This window comes from Streptomyces sp. NPDC002838 (assembly GCF_040295365.1).
Classification (GTDB): Bacteria; Actinomycetota; Actinomycetes; order Streptomycetales; family Streptomycetaceae; genus Streptomyces.
In genome coordinates this window covers 84,411-103,669 of record NZ_JBEOVF010000004.1, presented here as the reverse complement: position 1 = coordinate 103,669, position 19,259 = coordinate 84,411, and the positions used below count along the sequence as shown (strand labels likewise).

The 19,259-nt window shown below is 71.9% G+C and carries 18 protein-coding genes and 1 tRNA gene; 13 read left to right on the top strand and 6 right to left on the bottom strand.

What is annotated here, in order from left to right:
• The first annotated feature begins 60 nt into the window (after positions 1–60).
• Positions 61–1,530 (top strand): NsdA family TPR-like regulatory protein, encoded by a 1,470-nt coding sequence (locus tag ABT063_RS07510; protein WP_351056245.1) that lies wholly within the window; start codon positions 61–63, stop codon positions 1,528–1,530.
• A 111-nt stretch (positions 1,531–1,641) separates the two neighbouring features.
• Here the strand turns inward: ABT063_RS07510 and ABT063_RS07505 are convergent, their stop codons facing one another.
• Positions 1,642–2,235, bottom strand: a complete 594-nt coding sequence (locus ABT063_RS07505; RefSeq protein WP_351056244.1) for a histidine phosphatase family protein — start codon at positions 2,233–2,235, stop codon at positions 1,642–1,644.
• A 196-nt stretch (positions 2,236–2,431) separates the two neighbouring features.
• Here ABT063_RS07505 and ABT063_RS07500 point away from each other — a divergent pair, with 196 nt between their 5' ends.
• From ABT063_RS07500 to ABT063_RS07485, 4 genes are read left to right on the top strand one after another with little or no spacing between them, the layout of a single operon-like run.
• Entirely contained in the window at positions 2,432–3,385 is a 954-nt protein-coding gene (locus ABT063_RS07500; protein WP_351056243.1) for a phosphatase PAP2 family protein, read from the top strand.
• Positions 3,336–4,454, top strand: a complete 1,119-nt coding sequence (locus tag ABT063_RS07495) for a hypothetical protein (protein ID WP_351056242.1) — start codon at positions 3,336–3,338, stop codon at positions 4,452–4,454. The genes ABT063_RS07500 and ABT063_RS07495 overlap by 50 nt, the downstream gene beginning before the upstream one ends.
• Positions 4,445–6,034, top strand: coding sequence for a hypothetical protein (locus tag ABT063_RS07490; RefSeq protein ID WP_351056241.1), 1,590 nt, complete (start codon positions 4,445–4,447; stop codon positions 6,032–6,034). Before ABT063_RS07495 ends, ABT063_RS07490 begins: the two co-directional genes overlap by 10 nt.
• A complete protein-coding gene (locus tag ABT063_RS07485) occupies positions 6,031–7,368 on the top strand; it encodes an AAA domain-containing protein (RefSeq protein WP_351056240.1) in 1,338 nt (445 codons plus the stop codon). Before ABT063_RS07490 ends, ABT063_RS07485 begins: the two co-directional genes overlap by 4 nt.
• A 230-nt stretch (positions 7,369–7,598) precedes the next feature.
• Here the strand turns inward: ABT063_RS07485 and ABT063_RS07480 are convergent, their stop codons facing one another.
• Complete coding sequence (locus ABT063_RS07480; protein WP_351056239.1) at positions 7,599–8,474, bottom strand: sigma-70 family RNA polymerase sigma factor; 876 nt, start codon at positions 8,472–8,474, stop codon at positions 7,599–7,601.
• A gap of 86 nt (positions 8,475–8,560) precedes the next feature.
• Here ABT063_RS07480 and ABT063_RS07475 point away from each other — a divergent pair, with 86 nt between their 5' ends.
• The 6 genes from ABT063_RS07475 to ABT063_RS07450 all read left to right on the top strand — a co-directional run bounded on the left by ABT063_RS07475 (position 8,561) and on the right by ABT063_RS07450 (position 11,726).
• Positions 8,561–9,019 carry a carboxymuconolactone decarboxylase family protein gene (locus ABT063_RS07475; RefSeq protein ID WP_351056238.1) on the top strand — a complete coding sequence of 153 codons (459 nt, stop codon included), beginning with the start codon at positions 8,561–8,563 and terminating at the stop codon, positions 9,017–9,019.
• A gap of 134 nt (positions 9,020–9,153) precedes the next feature.
• Positions 9,154–10,020, top strand: coding sequence for a transposase family protein (locus tag ABT063_RS07470; RefSeq protein WP_502990769.1), 867 nt, complete (start codon positions 9,154–9,156; stop codon positions 10,018–10,020).
• Positions 10,017–10,142: a recombinase family protein gene (locus ABT063_RS07465; RefSeq protein WP_351056237.1), complete on the top strand. Its 126-nt coding sequence runs from the start codon at positions 10,017–10,019 to the stop codon at positions 10,140–10,142. The genes ABT063_RS07470 and ABT063_RS07465 overlap by 4 nt, the downstream gene beginning before the upstream one ends.
• A gap of 430 nt (positions 10,143–10,572) precedes the next feature.
• Complete coding sequence (locus ABT063_RS07460; protein WP_351056236.1) at positions 10,573–10,938, top strand: DUF8844 domain-containing protein; 366 nt, start codon at positions 10,573–10,575, stop codon at positions 10,936–10,938.
• A 118-nt stretch (positions 10,939–11,056) separates the two neighbouring features.
• Positions 11,057–11,662 carry a bifunctional DNA primase/polymerase gene (locus ABT063_RS07455; protein WP_351056235.1) on the top strand — a complete coding sequence of 202 codons (606 nt, stop codon included), beginning with the start codon at positions 11,057–11,059 and terminating at the stop codon, positions 11,660–11,662.
• A tRNA-Lys gene (locus ABT063_RS07450) sits at positions 11,653–11,726 on the top strand. Before ABT063_RS07455 ends, ABT063_RS07450 begins: the two co-directional genes overlap by 10 nt.
• A 66-nt stretch (positions 11,727–11,792) precedes the next feature.
• Here the strand turns inward: ABT063_RS07450 and ABT063_RS07445 are convergent.
• Positions 11,793–13,085: a M6 family metalloprotease domain-containing protein gene (locus ABT063_RS07445; RefSeq protein WP_351056234.1), complete on the bottom strand. Its 1,293-nt coding sequence runs from the start codon at positions 13,083–13,085 to the stop codon at positions 11,793–11,795.
• Positions 13,086–13,367: 282 nt separating this feature from the next.
• Here ABT063_RS07445 and ABT063_RS07440 point away from each other — a divergent pair, with 282 nt between their 5' ends.
• Entirely contained in the window at positions 13,368–15,173 is a 1,806-nt protein-coding gene (locus ABT063_RS07440) for a putative bifunctional diguanylate cyclase/phosphodiesterase (protein ID WP_351056233.1), read from the top strand.
• 28 nt (positions 15,174–15,201) lie between these two features.
• On the opposite strand, the gene ABT063_RS07435 is transcribed toward ABT063_RS07440, so the two are convergent.
• The 3 genes from ABT063_RS07435 to ABT063_RS07425 form a co-directional block, all read right to left on the bottom strand.
• Entirely contained in the window at positions 15,202–16,296 is a 1,095-nt protein-coding gene (locus tag ABT063_RS07435; RefSeq protein WP_351056232.1) for an LLM class flavin-dependent oxidoreductase, read from the bottom strand.
• 174 nt (positions 16,297–16,470) lie between these two features.
• On the bottom strand, positions 16,471–17,202 hold the full coding sequence (locus tag ABT063_RS07430; RefSeq protein ID WP_351056231.1) for a maleate cis-trans isomerase family protein: 732 nt from the start codon (positions 17,200–17,202) through the stop codon (positions 16,471–16,473).
• On the bottom strand, positions 17,199–18,050 hold the full coding sequence (locus tag ABT063_RS07425; RefSeq protein WP_351056230.1) for a maleate cis-trans isomerase family protein: 852 nt from the start codon (positions 18,048–18,050) through the stop codon (positions 17,199–17,201). The genes ABT063_RS07430 and ABT063_RS07425 overlap by 4 nt, the downstream gene beginning before the upstream one ends.
• A gap of 195 nt (positions 18,051–18,245) precedes the next feature.
• Between ABT063_RS07425 and ABT063_RS07420 the strand changes: the two genes are divergently transcribed.
• Positions 18,246–19,241, top strand: coding sequence for a D-2-hydroxyacid dehydrogenase (locus ABT063_RS07420; protein ID WP_351056229.1), 996 nt, complete (start codon positions 18,246–18,248; stop codon positions 19,239–19,241).
• Positions 19,242–19,259 lie beyond the last annotated feature (18 nt).

Sequence of the window (19,259 nt, the reverse complement as noted above, 5' to 3'; positions counted from 1 at the left end):
AATCGGTCAAATCATCCTGAGTCCGGCATGGTTCGACGGTTCGCACGAGAGGACCCGGCCATGGCGTCGTCACAGGAGACCCCGCCCCAGTCCGCCGTACCACCGCAGCCGAACCTCGCGTTCCGGCGCCTGCGCGGACAGCGCTCGCCGGCCGAGTTCGCGGCGGCGGTACGGCGGGCCGCCCGTGAGATCGGCGAGCGGGTCAGCTGCGACGCACGCTACGTCGGCCGGGTCGAGGCGGGTGAGATCCGCTGCCCCAACTACGCCTACGAGCGGGTGTTCTTGCACATGTTTCCCGGCCGCACTCTCACCGACCTGGGGTTCGCGCCCCGCTCGTCCGTACGCGGACGCCAGGCGCGCGCACCCGAGGACGCGCCCCCTTCGGGCGCCACGCTCCCGGCGTACGCCACAAGTGAGACACCGGGGGCGTACGAGCCGTATGAAACGCAGGACCCGCAAGACCCGTATGACCCGCACGACTTGTACGAAACGCACGACAACTACGAGGAGAGCGACGTGCTGCGTCGCGCATTCATGACCGGCGGTGGTGCCACGGTGGCCGCCGCCTCCCTGAGCCCCATCGGGCTCGCCTTCGACGCCGCGGCCGCGGAACGTCCCGTCCGGCGCGTCGGGGCGAACGAGGTGAGCGCCCTCGAAGAGGCCGTCCGCAGGATCCGGCTGCTCGACGACCGGCACGGCGCCGACGGCCTGTACCGGCGCGCGGCGGAACCCCTGCGCGCTGCCTACGCACTGCTGGACGCGGGCGTGACCCGGCCGACGAGCGCCGAACGGCTCCACTCGGGCGCCGGTGAGCTGGCCATCTCGGTGGGCTGGCTGGCCCACGACTCGGGCCGCTTCGACGACGCCCGCTCGCACTACGCGGAGGCGCTCGCGACCGCCCGGATGACCGGCGACGACGCCCTGGAGGCGCACGCCTTCTGCAATACGGCGTTCCTCGCGCGCGACGCCGGCCGGCCACGGGAAGCGGTGCGCGCCGCGCAGGCCGCACAACGCGTCGCCCGTCCCCTGGGCTCCGCCCGCCTGATGTCGCTGCTCTCGCTGCGCGAGGCGGGCGGCTGGGCCGGGCTCGCCGACCGCACCGGCTGCGCACAGGCGCTCGCCCGTGCGCAGGCCCTCTACGAGCGCGGCCACTCGGACGCCGACCCCGAGTGGATGAGCTTCTACGGCGAGGCCGAGCTGGAGGGTCTGGAGGCGCAGTGCTGGTCGATGCTGGGCGACTGGCCGCGCGCGGCCCGGCACGCGCGCCGTGCGGCCCACCTCCAGGACCCGCACTTCACGCGGAACATCGCGCTGTACACGGCGGAGCTGGCGGACGACCTCGCGCGCGGCGGCCGCCCCGACGAGGCCGCGGCGGCGGGGATGCGAGTGCTGGACCTGCTGGGCGAGGTGCAGTCGTCGCGCATCCAGACGATGCTGGCGGGGACGGCGAGGGTGCTGCTGCCGCACCGGCGGGCTTCGGGGGTTTCGGCGTTTTTGGAGAGGCATGGTTCGTTGCCGCGTACGGCGTGAACAAGGGTGCCCGGCGCGGATGCCGGGCGGGGGTGGGTCGCGCAGCCCGGCGCTTGCGGGGTGCCGCCTTCTGTGGGTCGGGAGCCGCCCCAGCGGCACGACTGCCCGCAGCTACGCCAGGTGGCCGAGGTCGTTCCAGCTCTCGATCGCAGGCTCCCCATAAGCCCACCCGAGCACCGACAAGGACGTCGGATTGAGCCGTATCCGCGCGGCAAAGTCGATCGGCAGCCCCAGCCACCGCGCCCCAATGGACCGGAGTATGTGCCCGTGCGCGAACACCAGCACATCCCGGTCCTCCGCCCGCGCCCAGCCCACCACCTCGTCCGCCCGGGCCGTCACCTCAGCCAGCGATTCCCCCTCCGGCACCCCGTCCCGCCAGATCAGCCACCCCGGCCGCACGGCCTGGATCTCCTCCGGAGTCATCCCCTCGTACGCCCCGTAGTCCCACTCCATCAGCGTGTCCCAGGTGCTCGCGCGCTCGCCGAATCCGGCGAGTTCGCACGTCTCACGCGCGCGTGCCAGCGGGCTGGTGCGCACCTCGACCCCGGTCAGGCCGTCGAACGGCGCCCGGTGCAGGCGCTCGCCGAGCAGCTTCGCGCCCCGGCGGCCCTCTTCCAGTAGCGGCACGTCGGTCCTGCCCGTGTGCTTGCCGGACAGCGACCACTGCGTCTGTCCGTGCCGGGCGAGCAGGATGCGCGGTGCCATGAACGGAACCTCCGGGAGAAATGAGAGGCGGAACCCCTACATCATCGCGCACGCTGTTCAGGGGCAACCCGACGGGCGATCTTTGCGTCTTTGAGGGCCGGGGGCGCTCCACGGGAGCGCGCACACGCGCCTTAAAGTGGCACGACCGAAAACACACCACGGGACGCCGCGCGACACGAAGGGGGAGGGCGATCGGATGCCGCAGACCGAGTCACCAGGCATCGAGGCGGTCCCGAGGACCCGGCTGCGCTGGTGGACCGAGCTGCCGCTGATCCTCCTGGTGTACGCCTGCTACTCGGCGGGCCGGCTGCTGGTGCGGGGTGACGTCAACAGCGCCGTCGACCACGGCCTGGCCATCCTGCGCATCGAGAAGTTCCTGCACATCAACGCGGAACACCCGCTCAACCGGCTCTTCACGCGCGAGGCGTGGATCGGCATACCGGCCGACTTCCTGTACGCGTCGCTGCACTACCTGGTGACGCCCGCGATCCTGGTCTGGCTCTTCAGATCCCGCGCCGTGCACTACCGCATGGCCCGCACCTGGCTGATGACGTCCACCTTCATCGGTCTGATCGGCTTCACCCTGCTGCCGACCTGCCCACCCCGCCTGCTCTCCTCGGACCACGGCTTCGTCGACACGATGGCCCAGTACAGCTCGTACGGCTGGTGGGGCGGCGAGGCGAGCGCGCCGCGGGGCCTGGGCGGCATGACGAACCAGTACGCCGCCATGCCGAGTCTGCACGTGGGCTGGGCGCTGTGGTGCGGAGTGATGCTGTGGAAGTACGGCGGGACGCGTACGGCGAAGGTCGCGGGCGTCGTCTATCCGCTGGTGACGACGATCGTGGTGATGGGCACCGCGAACCACTACTTCCTCGACGCGGTCGCGGGCGCGGCCGTGATGGGGATCGGGCTGCTGCTCGCGCCGGTCGTTCTGCGGTACGCGGACCCGGTGATGGCGCGGATGCGGGCGCGGGTCGCGGCCGTCGCGCCGGTCTCTCCGGGCGCACGTGCCTCAATTGTCAGTGGCGGATGCCAGACTTCCGCGGGTGAGCGAATTCCACGGCAGCGCGAGTCACGGTTCGCAGACGGAGCCGAGCCGAGTGCCGCCCCCGCGGACGCGGGGGACGGCGCTCCGGCAGCGGTTCGCTGAGCTGCGCGGTCCCGACGTACCGGCCAAGGCCCTGGACGCACGCGCCCTCGCGGCGCTCGCCGCGAACCCCGGGTGCAGACGGCGCGCGATCCTCGACGGGGCCGGGGTGAACAAGGCGGCGCTGGCGAGCGCGCTGGGCTCGCCGTCCGCCTTCGGGCAGTCTCAGTTCGCGCTCACGCGGGGGAACGCCTTCGAGAAGCGGGTCAAGGCGGACGGCGGCGCCGAGCTGCTGCGGCTGGTGCACGAGAAGCTGGACCGGGGCGCCGAGCCACCGTCGGACGCCCAGGTGCCCGAGCTCACCGCGATCGGCCCCGAGGGCCGCACCGCCCGTACGGCCCTCGCCCTGCGCGAGGCCACCGCGGCCGGCGGCTGGACGCTGCTCGACCATCCGATGCTGGCGCTCGACGTCGCCGGTTCGCCCGCCTTCCTGGAGCCGGACGCGGTGGTCGTGCACCCGGACGGAAGCTGGACGGTCGTGGAGATCAAGTCGTTCCCGATGCTGGACGGTTCGGCGGACCCGGCGAAGGTGGGCGCGGCCGCGCGACAGGCCGCGGTGTACGTGCTGGCGTTGGAGGGGGTCGCTGCACGCCTGAACCCGCCCCCGCGCGTGCGCCACCACGTCCTGCTCGTCTGCCCCAAGGACTTCTCCAACCTGCCCACCGCGTCCGCCATCGACGTCCGCAAGCAGCGCGCGGTGACCGCCCGTCAGCTGGCCCGCCTCACCCGCGTCCAGGACATCGCCGACGCCCTGCCCGAGGGCACCTGCTTCTCCCCCGACCTGCCGGCCGACGAGCTGACGGCCGCGGTCGAGTCGGTCCCGGCGACGTACGCGCCCGAGTGCCTGTCGGCGTGCGAGCTGGCCTTCCACTGCCGCGACCGTTCCCGGACGGAACGCGTGGTGACCTCCCTCGGCCGCTCGGTGCGCGCCGAACTGGGTGGTCTGACGACGGTCGACGACGTCCTGGCGGCGGCCCACGGGGAGGCCGGGGACCCGGAGGATCCGGCCGTGGCGGCGCTGCGGCGAGCGGCGGCCCTGCGGGCGGAAGCGCTGGGGGCCGCATGTCGCTGATCGCCACGCTGGCCCGGCTGGAGGCCGTCAGTACCGGCCGCGCCCAGCCCGCCGCCACCGTCCGGCACCGGCACCTGTCCGAACGGCCCCTGGTCCTCGTGCCGCTCACCACCGCCGGTGAGGCCGGTGCGCCGCTCGGCGCACTGGTGGGCACCGACCGGGACGCGCCGCAGCTGCTCGTCGTCCCGCAGCCGCGCGACCGCGACCTCAGGTTCGCGTTCCTCGCCGAGCTGGCCGATGTCGTCCTGCCCTATGTGGACACGTACGCCGATGTGGTCGAGGCGGCCGAGCGCACCGAGACCGACGCGGAGACCGGCAAGCGGGTCAAGGTCGAGGTCGACCTGTGCGCGGACGCCCCGCAGCTGCTCGTGCCGAGCCGCGCGGGCATCGAGTTCCTACGGCTGCTCGGGCGGTCCATGCGCTTCAGGCGTACGGCGGAACAGGACCCGGAGACGCCGTACCCCGCGCCGCCGCGACTGCCGTTGCTCGGCCGGTGGCTGACCCACTTCGCCGAGCGCGCCCGCGTCCCCGGCTCCTCGCTGCTGCTGGCCATGACGGACGTACTGGCCCGGCACTGGGCGACCGGCCAGTCCACCCTGGAGGACCAGCACCTGGGGGCGCTGCTCGCCTGGATCGACCCACCGGAGGGCACCACCGGGGCCGAGGCCGCGCTCCACGCCGAGCTACGGCGGGACGCGCAGGGGCAGCTGCTGTGCCCACCCGCCGGGCCCGCCACCGACCCGGCGTTCGACAACAAGCTCCTCGCCCCCGCCATCGAGCGCTACGACCGCGCCCGCACCGCCCTCGCCGCCGCCGAGGACGGCCTGGAGGCCGACGACCGGCTCGGCGCGCTCACCACCGCCGAGCGGGAGATCCGCGCGCTGGTCGAGAGCCGGACGCGCCCCACCTGGGACGCGGTGTGGCGCGGCCTGGAACTGCTGCGGGCGCTGCCCGACGGCGCGCACGTCGAGGAGCGGTGGACGCGCGACCGCTGGTCGTTCACCGGTCACCGCGACCGCGTCCTGGCCGGCGAGCCCCCGCAGCCGCGCCGCGACGACGCGGTCACCGCCGCGAACAAGCTCGCCGCGCGCGAACGCGAACAGGCCCGCCTGGAGGCCCAGGAGGCCCTCGACGACCCGCTGGTGATGGCGGGGCGGCGGCTGTCCGGGGAGGCGTTCGCGGGTGAGGTCACGGATGTCGTCATGGCGTACAGCGAGGGCAAGCGGCCGAGCCCCCGCCCGCTGGTGACCGTACGGACCGACGACCGGCCGCATCTCGGCGAGCGGGCCAAGGTGTACCGGTCGCTGGGCGGCAAGCCGCAGGCGGCCGAGTTCGTGGGCCAGGAAGCGGAGGATCTGCTGGTCCTGCGGATCGTCGACAAGATGGGCCGGGGCAAGGAGCCCGAGACCGGTTCGGTGCCGGAGAAGGGCGACCGGGTCTGCTTCACGCTCTTCGAGCACGAGCAGCGCGGCGGCGCGAAACTGCCCGACCCGGAGGACACGCCGTGGACTCACGGCGGGCCGCCGGGCGAGGCGGCCACTCCTGATCCCGACCCCGTGACCGAGGAGGACGTCCTTTGACCACGCAGGCCTTCGACCCCGGCGCCGAGGCCTCCCGCGCCACCGACGCGATCCTGCGCGACACCCTGCACGGTCCGGCGCGCGGTGTCGTCGTGGACTCCCCGCCGGGTGCCGGCAAGTCCACGCTCGTGGTCCGCGCGGCGCTGGAACTCGCCGACGCGGGGCGCTCGTTGATGGTCGTGGCACAGACGAACGCCCAGGTCGACGACCTCGTTCTCCGGCTCGCCGAGAAGAACCCCGAGCTACCGGTCGGCCGGCTGCACAGCAGTGACACCGACCCGTACGACAAGGCGCTGGACGACCTGCCGAACGTACGGAAGTCGGCGAAGGCGGCCGACCTCACCGGGCTAGCGGTCGTGATCTCCACCGCCGCCAAGTGGGGGCACGTCAAGGTCGACGAGCCCTGGCGGCACGCGATCGTCGACGAGGCCTACCAGATGCGCTCCGACGCGCTGCTCGCCGTGGCCGGCCTCTTCGAGCGGGCGCTGTTCGTGGGCGATCCGGGCCAGCTGGACCCGTTCGCGATCGTGGGCAGCGAGCAGTGGGCGGGCCTGTCGTACGACCCCTCGGCCTCCGCCGTGACCACGCTGCTCGCGCACAACCCCGAGCTGCCGCAGCACCGCCTGCCCGTGTCCTGGCGGCTCCCCGCGTCGGCCGCGCCCCTGGTCTCCGACGCCTTCTACCCGTACACGCCCTTCCGCAGCGGCACGGACCACGGCGACCGCCGTCTCGGCTTCGCGGTCCCCTCGGACGGTTCGGGCCCCGACCGGGTGATCGACGAGGCGGCGGAATCGGGCTGGGGCCTGCTGGAGCTGCCCGCCCGGCACACACCCCGCACCGACCCCGAGGCGGTGCGGGCGGTGGCGACGGTCGTACGACGCCTGCTGGACCGGGGCGGGGCGGCCACGTCGGAGCGCTCCCCCGACCCCACACCGCTGACCGCCGACCGGATCGCCGTCGGCACGGCCCACCGCGACCAGGCGGCCGCCGTCCGCGCGGCGCTGGCCGGCCTGGGCGTCACGGACGTCACCGTCGACACGGCGAACCGCCTCCAGGGCCGCGAGTACGACGTCACGGTCGTCCTCCACCCGCTCTCCGGCCGCCCCGACGCCACCGCCTTCCACCTGGAGACGGGCCGCCTGTGCGTCCTGGCGTCCCGCCACCGCCACGCGTGCATCGTGGTGTGCCGGGCCGGGGTCACGGACCTCCTGGACGACTACCCGTCGACGGAACCGGTCCAGCTCGGCACGGTCGTGAAGTTCCCGGACGGCTGGGATGCGATGCTTACCACATACCTTCATTTCCTGGAGCACCGTGTGTCCTGGCGTCCGTGACGCTCAGCGGGACCTCGGGCCTGGCGGTGGTCGGTCATGCACAGGGCACGCGACCGGCGACCGTCTTCCCTGCCCAGCCGGTGTCGGCGGGTGACTAACACGCACGGGTCCAAGAGAGAGGGCCCCGGCAAAGGGGCCCCTACTGAGGTTTTCTCAGAGGCTAAGTTCAACGTCTGTGCGGGATCCGGCGTGGACCACTTCGAGTATGCGCGGCCTTCGCCGGTAGGGAGTCACACCGGGTCCGGCAGGTCCATGAGCGCGAGTTTGGCCGGGTCGACCACGGCGGTGATCTCGGTGATGTGGCCGTCGGCGACGGTGAAGGCCAGGAGGGAAAGCGGGGTGCCGTCCTCGCTCCAGGAGATGACGCCGGGGCGGCCGTTGACGGTCGCCGCATGTCCTCGTGCCGCGCTGCCGACCACTCGCGCGCGGGTGGCGACTTCGGTGGCCCCGAGCGTGACGAACGTGCCGTTCGGGGTGTGGACGGTGAACTTCACTTCGGGGTGGAGAACCTGCAACAGCTGCTCGAACCGGCCGTCGCGGGCCGCGGCCAGGAAGGCTTGGACCACCTCGCGTTGTTGTCGTCCGGCGCTCGCCGGCTGCTGGGCGGCCTGTACCTTCCTGCGGGCGCGGCTGGCGAGCATTTTGGTCGCGTCGGCGGATTTGCCGAGAATGGTGCCGATCTCCGCGAAGGGCACGGCGAACACGTCGTGCAGCACGAACGCCAGTCGTTCGTCAGGGCGCAGCGAGTCGAGGACCGTGAGGAGCGCGAGGCCGACGGAGTCCCTGATTGCCGCGAGGTCTTCCGGAGCGGGAGCGTCGTCGAGCGTCACGGTGAATTCGGGTAGCTGGTCGTCGAAGGAGACTTCCGGGCGCGTCCGGCCCGACCGCAGGACATCGAGGCTGATGCGGCCGACCACGGTGGTCAGCCAGCCGCCGAGGTTGTCGATGGTGTCGGTGTCCTGGCGGGAGAGACGCACCCACGCCTCTTGGACCACGTCTTCCGCATCGGCATGTGATCCGAGCATGCGGTAGGCGACGGCGCGGAGCCGGTCACGGTGGGACTCGAAGGCATCGACGATCGGGTCCGCGGGATGGGTGCCGGCCATGTTGTTACCTCCGTGGAAGCTGCTCCGTCATAGGGATGACGCGCACAGGCGCCGCAACGTAACCCGATGAAGGAGAGCACTCCCACATGGAAAACCGGCTCAAGAACAAGAACACGAACAACCCCGATGTGTGGACCGCGATCCAGCACCTCCAGAAGGCGATCGCCGCCGGGGGCGTCGACCCGAAGCTGCTCGCGCTGGTCCACCTGCGCGCCAGCCAGATCAACAGCTGCTCGGCGTGCGTCTACGCCAGTGTGGCCGGCGGGAAGAAGGCCGGTGACACCGACGAGCGGCTGCACAACGTAGCGGCGTGGCGCGAGGCGCCGTTCTACACCGACGCGGAGCGCGCGGCACTGGCGCTGGCCGAGGCAGCCACCCGGTTGCAGGACGGCGCGCCGGGCGTCACCGACGAGATCTGGGAAGAGGTCAACGCCCATTTCACCGAGGAGCAGATCGGCGCGATCAACCTGGAGATCGCGCTGACCAACTTCTTCAACCGGATCAACCGCACGATCAAGGAACCGGCCGGCAAGACCTGGGGCTGAGCCCAGCGTGGCTCTTACCCCTGAGGCTTCGCCAGCGAAATGATCTTCGGGTGGTCCACGAGGCCGGGCAGGCGTGAAGCCCCTGGTAGGACTGGTCTGCCAAGATCATTTCCGCTCGAACCAGAGGCTTCACGTTGGTCACCTATGCTGCGGCGCTCGACGTCCCACGTCGTGGAGTTCCTCGCCCGGTTGCTGGCCGCCCACCGGCGCGGGATCGGCACCCCGAAGGCTCTCGCGCCCTGGGCCCGTTCCGCCAGGCGGTATTGGTGCTGCGCTGGTTCCGAGAACACAGCTGCGTGCAGTGCCTGGCCGGGGACGCCGGGATCTCGCAGGCCACCGGCTACCGCTACCTCCATGAGGGCATCGGCGTGCTGGCCGCCCAAGCTCCTGATCTGCACGAGGTGTTGGACCTCTGTCGCGCCGAGGGGATGACACACGTGGTGCTGGACGGCACGCTGATCGCCTGCGACCGGCCGGCCGGGGTCCGGGAGAACGGCAACGACCTGTGGTTCTCCCAGAAACACAAGAGCTTCGGCGGCAACATTCAGTTCCTGGCCGCGCCGGACGGCACCCCATTGTGGGTCTCCGATGTCGAGCCGGGTTCCACCCCGGACATCACCGCGGCCCGTATCCACGTGCTGCCCGCGCTGTACAAGGCCGCCGCCGACGGGCTTCCCACGCTCGCCGACAAGGGCTACATCGGCGCCGTCATCGGCATTCACGTGCCCGTACGCCGCCCCAAAGGCCACGCGGAGACCGCCCTGGACCGAGGAACCCGCGCCAGGAATGCGCTGATCAGACACGTGCGGGCGCGCGGCGAGCGCACCGCGGCGGAACTGAAGGAGCGCTGGCGAGCCCTCAAGCACGTCACCCTCAGCCCTAGCAGAATCGGCGACATAGCCCGCGCCGCACTCCAGCTCCTCCCCCTGGCGCCGGTCGTCCAGGTTGACCGCGCCGGAGACACAGACATCCGCTCTGGCACGAATGGGACGCGATCATGATCACGTCGCTGGACCGGATCACCCGGGATCAGCACCACTGGGACAGGTTCGCGGAGCGCTGCCACAAGGGCGGCAAGGAGATCGTCTGCATCGATGACCCGAGCCTGGACATCCGGCGTTGATACTCCGCTGATAGTCCTGGGAGGTCAGGACACCGCGCGGGCAGTCGCACTGCGGCGTCTCGCTGCCCTGGTCGACGCAATCCGCGACATGGAGGCGGCGATGGAGAAACCTTTCCCAGGCCATCGCCCAAGCCTCTGGCGGAGCGCCGGGTGACGTGGCGACCGTGACGGCAGCCTGGGGAACACGCGTGGCGCCGGGCGGATCTGCACGCCGCCGGAGGCGGCCAGTGGATACAGCCCGGACGGCGGCGGAACACCGAGCGACCCGGCGCCCGTGACCCCCGGGGAACATCGCGTGGCCCGGGGACCTTGATACGGCCGGAGTGACCAGGGATACGGCCGGAGGCACCGACCCTCTTGCGCGTTCGCGGGACAATGGACGGTGGCCCACTTCCCACGGGTCATCCGGTACGTACGAGGAGGAGAAGACATGGCGGAGCCCACGCCGCGTCGGAACGAACCGCGGCTACGCCCCGCGCCCCTGCTCTTCGAGCCCGCGGAGGCCGCGGCCGACCCGGAGCACTTCTTCGACCTGGAGTCGATCGACGACCCCCGCGCGCTGCTGGCCCGCGCCACGGAGCTGACGCAGGCGTTCCGCGCGGCCACCGACCGTGCCGTGGAATTCCAGGCGATCGCGGCGGCGCAGCTGGCCGACCCGCGGCGCTTCGACCGGCTGACGCCCGCGGACATCGCCGCGCGCGCCGAGTGGACCGAGGACTACGCGAAGAAGATGGTCGAGTTCGGCCGGGACCTGATGCGGGGCGCCGAGGGCCGGGGACATCCGGACCCGGTGTGAGGCGCCGACACCACGGGGCATATGCCAGGCGGGCAAGGTACTCGCTCCGCCCCCCTCTCGTCCCGATTTCCGGCAACTCTCGGAGACGGACTCCTCACGCCCGGTAGACGTAGGCGGCATGAGCAGCACACGCGACGAGACCATCTGCCACCGCATCGACGACCGCGTCGACGCCTCGGGCGTCACCCCGGACGGCGCCGCCTGGCTCGCCTCCGCGGGAACGTATCCGCGCAGCACCCTGGCGCTCTGGGAGGAACGGCCGCACGCACCGGTCGTCCTGCCCTGCGGCACCGCCTTCGACATCGTCAGCGCACCCGCGCTCTTCGGGCGCCGGATCCTCGACCGGCTGTGGGACGAGGGCCCGGGGTCGGGGCCGGTGGCGGCGTTCCGGGGCAGAATGCTGCTGTTCGCCACCCCCGGCACGGCACAGCGGCTGCCCTCGCTGCTGCGCTGGGAGGAGTTCGGCCGTGCGGCGGCCGTCCCTCCGCTGCTGTGCCACGGCACCGGCGACGCGGTGACCGTCCCCGCCCCCGCGCGCGGCGCCTCGCCCACCCGGTTCGGCTCCCGCTGGCTGGTCGCGCCGGACACCCGTCGCCCCTGGTTGCCGGGCCCCGAGGTCCTGCTGTGGGCGGCCGTCCGGGCGGCCCGCGCGGCCGTGCGGATATCGATTTTTCCTCCCGCCGATCAGGGTGCTAAGGTCTACGACGTCAGCAGGCGCCGCTAGCTCAGTTGGTTAGAGCAGCTGACTCTTAATCAGCGGGTCCGGGGTTCGAGTCCCTGGCGGCGCACGACACCGAAAGGCCTCTCGCGGAAGCGAGGGGCTTTTTCGTATACCCCATCGCGACAGCCGGGCACTACCCGACCGCGATCTTCACCGTCCACGCCCCCGAGGCCGTCCGCCCCTCCACCGCCACCCGCACGTCCTCCCCCGGCACGGTGAAGCTCTCCCCGAGAGCGACCGGCGCGTCCGCGAGCGGAGGGTAGACGGAGTTCTCCCAGCATGCCTCGGTGTGCGGGTGGGCGTCGATCACCTCGACCGGCCCGCGACCGGACTCCGCCCCGCTGTGCACCCGGTAGACGAGGATGCCCGGCCGGCAGGCCGTCGCGTCGCTGCCCACCGGCCCGCGCGCCTCGAAGGCGAGCACGCTGTCGACCCCGGTGCGCACGACCGCGAGCTTGGTCCCGCGGCCGAGCCCGAAGGCCGGAGCCCCGGCCGCGCCGGCGACGGGGACGCCCGGTCCCGCGCCGAGCGGCTCCAGAGTCAGCCGCGTCGGCTCGAACGCCCGTACGCACGCCACCTGTCGCGGCTCGATCCACCCGAGCTTCCACTTGTGCCAGCCGAACAGGTCCGGTGCCAGCCCGAACTGGCTGCCCATCAGATCCCAGTCCCCGACGAACGTGTCCCAGTCACCCTTGCCGTCCATCGGCCGGTGATACAGGTCCGGCAGGTCGAACACATGCCCGGTCTCGTGGGCCAGGACCAGCCGGTCCGGCGGATGCCGCTCGAAGACCGTGACGACCCGCCGGAGGTCCGTGCCGTCGACCCGCAGCGGGGTGTCCAGGTTGACCACCTTCGTCGCGTCCGAGTCCACGCCGGGCGCGTGCGGATCGGCGACGAAGTACACGATGTCGTAGCGCGAGAAGTCGACCTGCCCATCGGCCACGGCGATCGCGTCGCGCAGGTAGGCGGCCCGGTGCGCGGTGCTCCAGTCGCGCTGCATGGCGTACGACGTCGAGGGCCGCGGCATCCGGATCCAGTGCCGCAGCGAGTGCGGGCGCAGGGTGAACCGGCCGTAGGAAGCGCGTTCGAAGAAGTCGCTGGTGGCCGGGAAGTGGTCGGCGGTCAGCTCGGCGGGCGTGGTCAGCGGGACCGAGTCCGGGAAGGACAGGAAGACCATCACCGCGTCGAGCGAGCGAGTCGGGCGCGGATACGCGGCGTTCCAGGTGTCCAGCCCCTCCGAATGGTGGGCGTCGGTGCGCTCCAGGGCGCAGGGGGCCGCCGCGAAGGGCTCGGCGACCGAGGGGCCGGTCACGAGGGAGGTCGCCGCGAGCGCCGAAAGGGTGGTGAACACGGCCGCGGTGTTGCGCAGTCGGGGGCGCGGGAACTGACGCGGCACAGGGACCTCCGGGAACGGTTCACGGGACACCGAACCCAGCTTGTGAGAATTTGTCATACAACGCCCTGTTTGCCTGCACCGGATGAGTGAGAAGGCAGAGCGATCGTCAGGAGCGACACCCCGGATCGCTCACGGAACGTCACAACTGGTCAGGTGTCCGAGGAACCCGTCCATACGCGAGCAGAAACGATCTGTCAGAAGTGCCGGTCGGTCCGGGACACTGGACAGTGGCTGGAAGGGCCCGGGGCCAGCCCCCTATGATCGGCACACTTTCCTGGCGGACAGCGATCGAATGCACTGCGGGAGTGAGCGGTGAGCGGAACGTCCGAAGGGCCGACGCCCGCGGCAGACCTCGACGGGTCGGCCGTCACAGAGAGTGACAGCACCGCATCTCCACGTACGGCGTGGGCGTACCGTTCGGTGTTCGACGCCGCGCCGCTCGCCATGGCCGTCGTCGACCGCGAGGGTCTGGTCGTCGGCGCCAACGACCAGCTCGGCGAACTCCTCGGCATCGCACCGGAGGCGCTGGCCGGGCGCGTCGCCGCCGATCTGGTGGACCTGGCCTCCGACGCCCGCTCCTGGCACGCCTACCGGGAGATCCTGCGCGGCCGACAGGCCAAGCTGCGCTGCACGCGCCGTATCAAGAACCCCGACGGCCAGTCCTTCTGGGCGCAGGTCATGGTCGCCCCCCTCCCACAGGACGGACCCGGCGTCGTCCTGCTGTCCGTCGCCGACATCAGCGGCCACCGTGAACTCCAGGCCCGACTGCGCCACTTGCAGATGCACGACCCGGTGACCCGGCTGCCCAACCGCACCCTGTTCTTCGAACGCCTCACGGCCGCACTGGAGGCGGAGGCGTACGAGCAGGGCGGCACCGGCCGGATCGGCCTGTGCTACCTGGACCTGGACGGCTTCAAGGCCGTCAACGACACCCTCGGCCACCGGGTCGGCGACCGCCTGCTGGCCGCCGTGGCCGGACGCCTCACGCGGTGCGCGGAGGAGGCCGGTGCCGGGCGGGTGAGTGCCCCGCTGGTGGCGCGGCTCGGCGGCGACGAGTTCGCGCTGCTCGTCGAGGACTCCACGGGCACCGAACAGCTCGCCGACCTCGCCGAGTCCGTCCTGACGGCGATTCAGGCGCCGTTCGACATCGTCGGCCGGCGGCTGTCGGTCTCCGCCTCCATCGGAGTCGTGGAGCGGCAGGCGGCGGGCACGACCGCCACGGGCCTCATGCAGGCCGCCGATACGACGCTGTACTGGGCGAAGGCCGACGGCAAGTCCCGCTGGACGCTCTTCGATCCGGAGCGCAACGCCCACCGCATGACTCGTCAGGCCCTCGTCTCCACGCTCCGCCCGGCCATCGAGCGGGGCGAGTTCACCCTCGAGTACCAGCCGCTGGTGTGCATGGAGGACGGCCGGCTGCGGGGCGTCGAGGCGCTGGTGCGGTGGAATCATCCGCAGTTCGGCGTACTGACGCCGAATCGGTTCATCGGATTGGCCGAGGAGGACGGCTCGATCGTGCCGCTCGGCCGCTGGGTGCTGGCCACCGCCTGCCGACAGGCCCGCCGCTGGCAGTTGGACCACCCCGAGGAGCCGCCGATCTTCGTGAGCGTGAACGTGGCGGTGCGTCAGGTCTGGGACTCGGATCTGGTGGCGGACGTGGCGGAGATCCTCACGGAGACGGACCTCGAGCCGGATTTGCTGCAGTTGGAGCTGACGGAGTCGGCGGTGATGGGCTCGGCGGGCCGCCCGCTCCAGGCGCTGCAGGCGCTCAGCGACATGGGCGTGCACATCGCCATCGACGACTTCGGCACGGGCTACTCGAACCTCGCGTACCTGAGCCGGCTGCCGGTGTCGGTGCTGAAGCTGGACGGCTCCTTCGTACGGGGGTTCCAGTACGAGGGGGAAGGCGTCCCCCCGAACCCGGCTGACGAGGTCGTCGTGGAGGCGATGATCGAGCTCGCCCACCGACTCGGCCTGACCGTCACCGCGGAGTGCGTGGAGACGTCGGCGCAGGCCGCCCGGCTGCGGCGGATCGGGTGCGACACCGGCCAGGGGTGGCTGTACTCGCGGCCGGTGCCGCCGGATCGTATCTCCGGATTGCTGGAGGTGCGGGTGTGACGTGGTGCGGGTGTGACGTGGTGCGGGCTCAGGCCGTGGGCAGTCCGTAGGCGTCCGCGATCAGTTCGTACGACCGCAGGCGTACGTCCCCGCTGTGGGCGTTGCCCGTGATCATCAGCTCGTCGGCGCCGGTGCGCTTGTGCAGGTCGTCGAGGCCGGAGCGGACCTCGTCGGGGGTGCCGTGGATGACGTTGGCGTTCCAGGAGTCGATGAACTCCCGCTCCATCGGGCTGAACTGGTAGGCCTCCGCCTCTTCCGGGGTGGGGACGAGTCCGGGGCGGCCGGTGCGCAGGCGGATCATGTTCAGCGCGGCGGCCATGACCTGCCGGCGGGCCTCGTGCGGGTCCTCGGTGGCGAGGGCGGAGACGCCGATGAGGGCGTACGGCTCGTCCAGGACGGCGGACGGCCGGAAGGACTCCCGGTACAGGTCCAGGGCCGGGACGGTGTTCTGCGCCGAGAAGTGGTGCGCGAAGGCGAAGGGCAGGCCGAGGGCGCCGGCGAGACGGGCGCTGAAGCCGGAGGAGCCGAGGAGCCAGACGGGCGGGCGGTGCGGGGACTGGACGCCGCCGGGGGAGGTCGCCTGGATCGGGCCCGGGACGGCGTGGATACGGCGGTAGCGGTGGCCGTCGGGAAAGTCGTCGTCGAGGAAACGGATCAGCTCGGCGAGTTGCTCGGGGAAGTCGTCGGCGCCTTCGTTGAGGCGGTCGGTACGGCGGAGGGCGGCGGCCGTGGCGCCGTCGGTGCCCGGGGCTCGGCCGAGACCGAGGTCGACGCGGCCGGGGGCCATGGCCTCCAGCGTGCCGAACTGCTCCGCGATGACGAGCGGGGCGTGGTTGGGGAGCATCACGCCGCCCGAGCCGAGGCGGATGCGGGTGGTGTGGGCGGCGAGGTGGGCGAGGATCACGGCGGGGGAGGACGAAGCCACGCCCGGCATGGAGTGGTGCTCGGCGACCCAGTAGCGGTGGAAGCGGCGGGACTCCGCCAGCTTGGCGAGGGCGACGCCGGTGCGAAGGGCGTCGGTGGCGGTGCGGCCCGCGCCGACGGTGACCAGGTCCAGGACGGAGAGGGGGGTGGGGGCGGTGCCGTGGGTTGTTCCCCGGATCTCGTGTGCCGTTGGGGTCACGGTGGGGGCCTCCTGTTGTGTGCCGTGCGCTGTCCTCCGGGGGTTAACAGGAGGGGGTCTCCGGTTATTCCTTTCACCCACCCGCCCACCCGACTCGGTCGGCCGGGAGGTCACCGAGTCGGGCGGGCGAAGGCCCCGGGGGCGGAGCCCCAGGGCGACCCCAGAGCCCCGCCGTCAGGCCTGGACGATCGGCTCCCTGGTGAACAGCGCCCCCAGCGCCGGCGCGTTCACCCGGCGGTCCGTCAGCCGCAGTGCCTCCCACACCGTCACCTGGTTCGCCGTGAGGACCGGCTTGCCGAGTTCCTTTTCCAGGGCCGGGATGTGGGCCGCCGTATGCAGCGCCGTGTCCGGCAGGAGCAGCGCCTCCGCGTCCGGATCGTCGGCCGCGCGCGCCAGCGCGGACACCTCGGCCTCCCCCCACGTCCCGACCTCCGCCGCCGTGATGATCCCGGAGCCGCGCAGTGCCACGACCTCCGCACCGCCCGCCCGCAGGAACTCCGCGAAGAGGTCCGCCACGTCGTCGGGATACGTCGCGCCCACCGCGACCCGCCCCGCCCCCAGCTCCCGCACCGCGTGCATGAAGGCGAACGACGTGGAGGAGGCCGGCATACCCGCCGTGAGGGCCAGGGCGCGCACCTGCTCGTGGGCACCCTCCCAGCCGTAGACGAAGCTGCCGCTGGTGCAGGCCCACACCACAGCCTCGGCGCCCGCCAGGCGCAGTTCCTCGACGCCTGCCGCGAGCCGCCCCGCGGAGCCCATCTCGCGCAGCGCGTCGACCCGGTGCGCGTCCTCGCCGATGTCGGTGTGCACCACGTCCAGTCGGACGTCGCTGCCCAGCAGCTGCTCGATGCGCGGATAGTCGTCCTCGGCGGAGTGGCCCGGGTAGAGGAATCCGAGTGCTGTCATGTCCAGCCTTCCTGCTGCTGTCCTTCGTCCGGCAGTTCCGGTAGTCCCTGCATGTCCGGTAGTCCCTGCATGTCCGGCAGTCCCGGCAGTTCCGGCACCACGGGACCGGTCCGCGCCGCCGGATCGATCAGCGCCTGGTACGGTCCCACGGCTCGTGTACCCAGTTGGCGCAACGCCGCCCACATGGTCACCTGGTTGGCCGAGATCACCGGCATCCGAAGTTCCGCCTCCAGCTGGGGGATCACGTCGTACGTCGGCAGATTGGTGCAGCTGATGAACAGCGCGTCGGCGGCCCCGCACACGGCCCTGCGGGCCATCTCCGCCACATCGCGGTACGGGACCTTCCAGATGTGGCTGGTCAGGCCCATGTACGCGCATCCGGTGACCGTGACCCCGGCCTCCGCCACGTACTCCTCCAGCGCCCGGGTCACCGACACGGTGTACGGCGTCACCAGCGCCACCCGCCGTACGCCCAGCTCCTCCAGCGCCGCCAGGAGCGCCCCGGACGTCGTCACCGAGGGCACGGCGCCCGCTGTGGTCATCGCCCCGCACATCGCGCGCTCCCCGGCGATCCCGCCGACGAAACTGCCGGACGTACAGGCGTAGGCCACGACCTCGGGCGCGATCGCGGTCAGGGTGCGCACCGCCTCGTGCAGGGTCTCGTGCTCGCTGACCAGCCGGGCCAGGTCGAGACTGACCTCGACCGGCACGTACGGCGTGCGTGTCAGGTGCAGTGACACGTCGTCGGGGACCCAACGCCACAGCTCACGGTCCAGGGCGAAGTCGAAGGGAGCCACGACCCCGACACCGCGCTGGCGGCGCGGGCCACCGAGAAAGGAAACGTCCATGGCAGGCACCGGCCTCACGGTGAGGGACCAGGGGACAACGGACCGTGCACATGTCCGTGTTGACGAAGGTAGGTTGGGGTGCGAGCGTGGTCAATCCGCCCTTGTCACGCCCGCGTCACACACTGGTCAACTCCCAGTATCCGCCCACGTCAGGCGGCTGTCATGCCCGAAAATCGGCTTCCGAACGGCACCCTCATGACCGCACCCGAATCCGGCCCACCTCCCTCTTTCGGCCCTTCTGCCGAAGGCACCCCCACCGTCCTCGTCCTCGACGCCGAACCGCTGCCCCGGCTCGGCCGCCTCACCGGCCGCGCCCGCGTCGAGCACGCGAACGAATCGACGCTCGCCGAGCGGCTCCCGTACGCCGATGTGCTGCTGGTGTGGGACTTCGCCTCGCACGCGGTACGGGCGGCCTGGCCGGGCGAAGGCCCGCGGCCGCGCTGGGTGCACACGGCGAGCGCGGGCGTCGACCACCTGATGTGTCCGGAACTCGCCGCCTCCGACACCGTGGTGACGAACGCCCGCGGCGTCTTCGACCAACCGATCGCCGAGTACGTCGCCGCGCTCGTCCTGGCGATGGCCAAGGATCTGCCCCGCACCTGGGACCTCCAGCGGGAGCGGACCTGGCGGCACCGCGAGTCGGAGCGGGTCGCCGGCACACGCGCGTGCGTCGTCGGGGCCGGGCCCATCGGGCGGGCGATCGTCGCCACACTCGAGGCGCTCGGCATCACCGCCGCGCTGGTCGGCCGCACCCCGCGCGCCGGTGTCCACGGACCCGAGGACCTCGACCGGCTGCTGGCCCGCGCCGACTGGGTGATCGCGGCGGCGCCGCTGACCGAGCAGACGCACGGCATGTTCGACGCCCGCCGCTTCGGCGTGATGCAGCCCTCGGCGCGGTTCGTCAACATCGGCCGGGGGCAGTTGGTCGTCGAGGACGCGCTGGCCGAGGCGCTGTCCAGGCGCTGGATCGCGGGCGCCGCCCTGGACGTCTTCGAGCACGAGCCGCTGCCCGCCGACAGCCCGCTGTGGCAGGTCCCGAACCTGATCGTCTCCCCGCACATGAGCGGAGACACGGTTGGCTGGCGGGACGAATTGGGCACTCAGTTCGTGGAGATGTACGAGCGATGGGAGGCGGGAAAGCCGCTGCCGAACGTGGTCGACAAGCAGCGTGGGTACGTACCCGGACACTGATCGTCCTATGGAGGCGCG

Bases quoted from the DNA above. Each gene is read 5' to 3' on its own strand.
- ABT063_RS07510 (WP_351056245.1), top strand. From the start codon at position 61: ATGGCGTCGTCACAGGAGACCCCGCCCCAGTCCGCCGTACCACCGCAG.
- ABT063_RS07505 (WP_351056244.1), bottom strand. From the start codon at position 2,235: ATGGCACCGCGCATCCTGCTCGCCCGGCACGGACAGACGCAGTGGTCG.
- ABT063_RS07500 (WP_351056243.1), top strand. From the start codon at position 2,432: ATGCCGCAGACCGAGTCACCAGGCATCGAGGCGGTCCCGAGGACCCGG.
- ABT063_RS07490 (WP_351056241.1), top strand. From the start codon at position 4,445: ATGTCGCTGATCGCCACGCTGGCCCGGCTGGAGGCCGTCAGTACCGGC.
- ABT063_RS07480 (WP_351056239.1), bottom strand. From the start codon at position 8,474: ATGGCCGGCACCCATCCCGCGGACCCGATCGTCGATGCCTTCGAGTCC.
- ABT063_RS07475 (WP_351056238.1), top strand. From the start codon at position 8,561: ATGGAAAACCGGCTCAAGAACAAGAACACGAACAACCCCGATGTGTGG.
- ABT063_RS07465 (WP_351056237.1), top strand. From the start codon at position 10,017: ATGATCACGTCGCTGGACCGGATCACCCGGGATCAGCACCACTGGGAC.
- ABT063_RS07460 (WP_351056236.1), top strand. From the start codon at position 10,573: ATGGCGGAGCCCACGCCGCGTCGGAACGAACCGCGGCTACGCCCCGCG.
- ABT063_RS07455 (WP_351056235.1), top strand. From the start codon at position 11,057: ATGAGCAGCACACGCGACGAGACCATCTGCCACCGCATCGACGACCGC.
- ABT063_RS07430 (WP_351056231.1), bottom strand. From the start codon at position 17,202: ATGACAGCACTCGGATTCCTCTACCCGGGCCACTCCGCCGAGGACGAC.
- ABT063_RS07425 (WP_351056230.1), bottom strand. From the start codon at position 18,050: ATGGACGTTTCCTTTCTCGGTGGCCCGCGCCGCCAGCGCGGTGTCGGG.
- ABT063_RS07420 (WP_351056229.1), top strand. From the start codon at position 18,246: ATGACCGCACCCGAATCCGGCCCACCTCCCTCTTTCGGCCCTTCTGCC.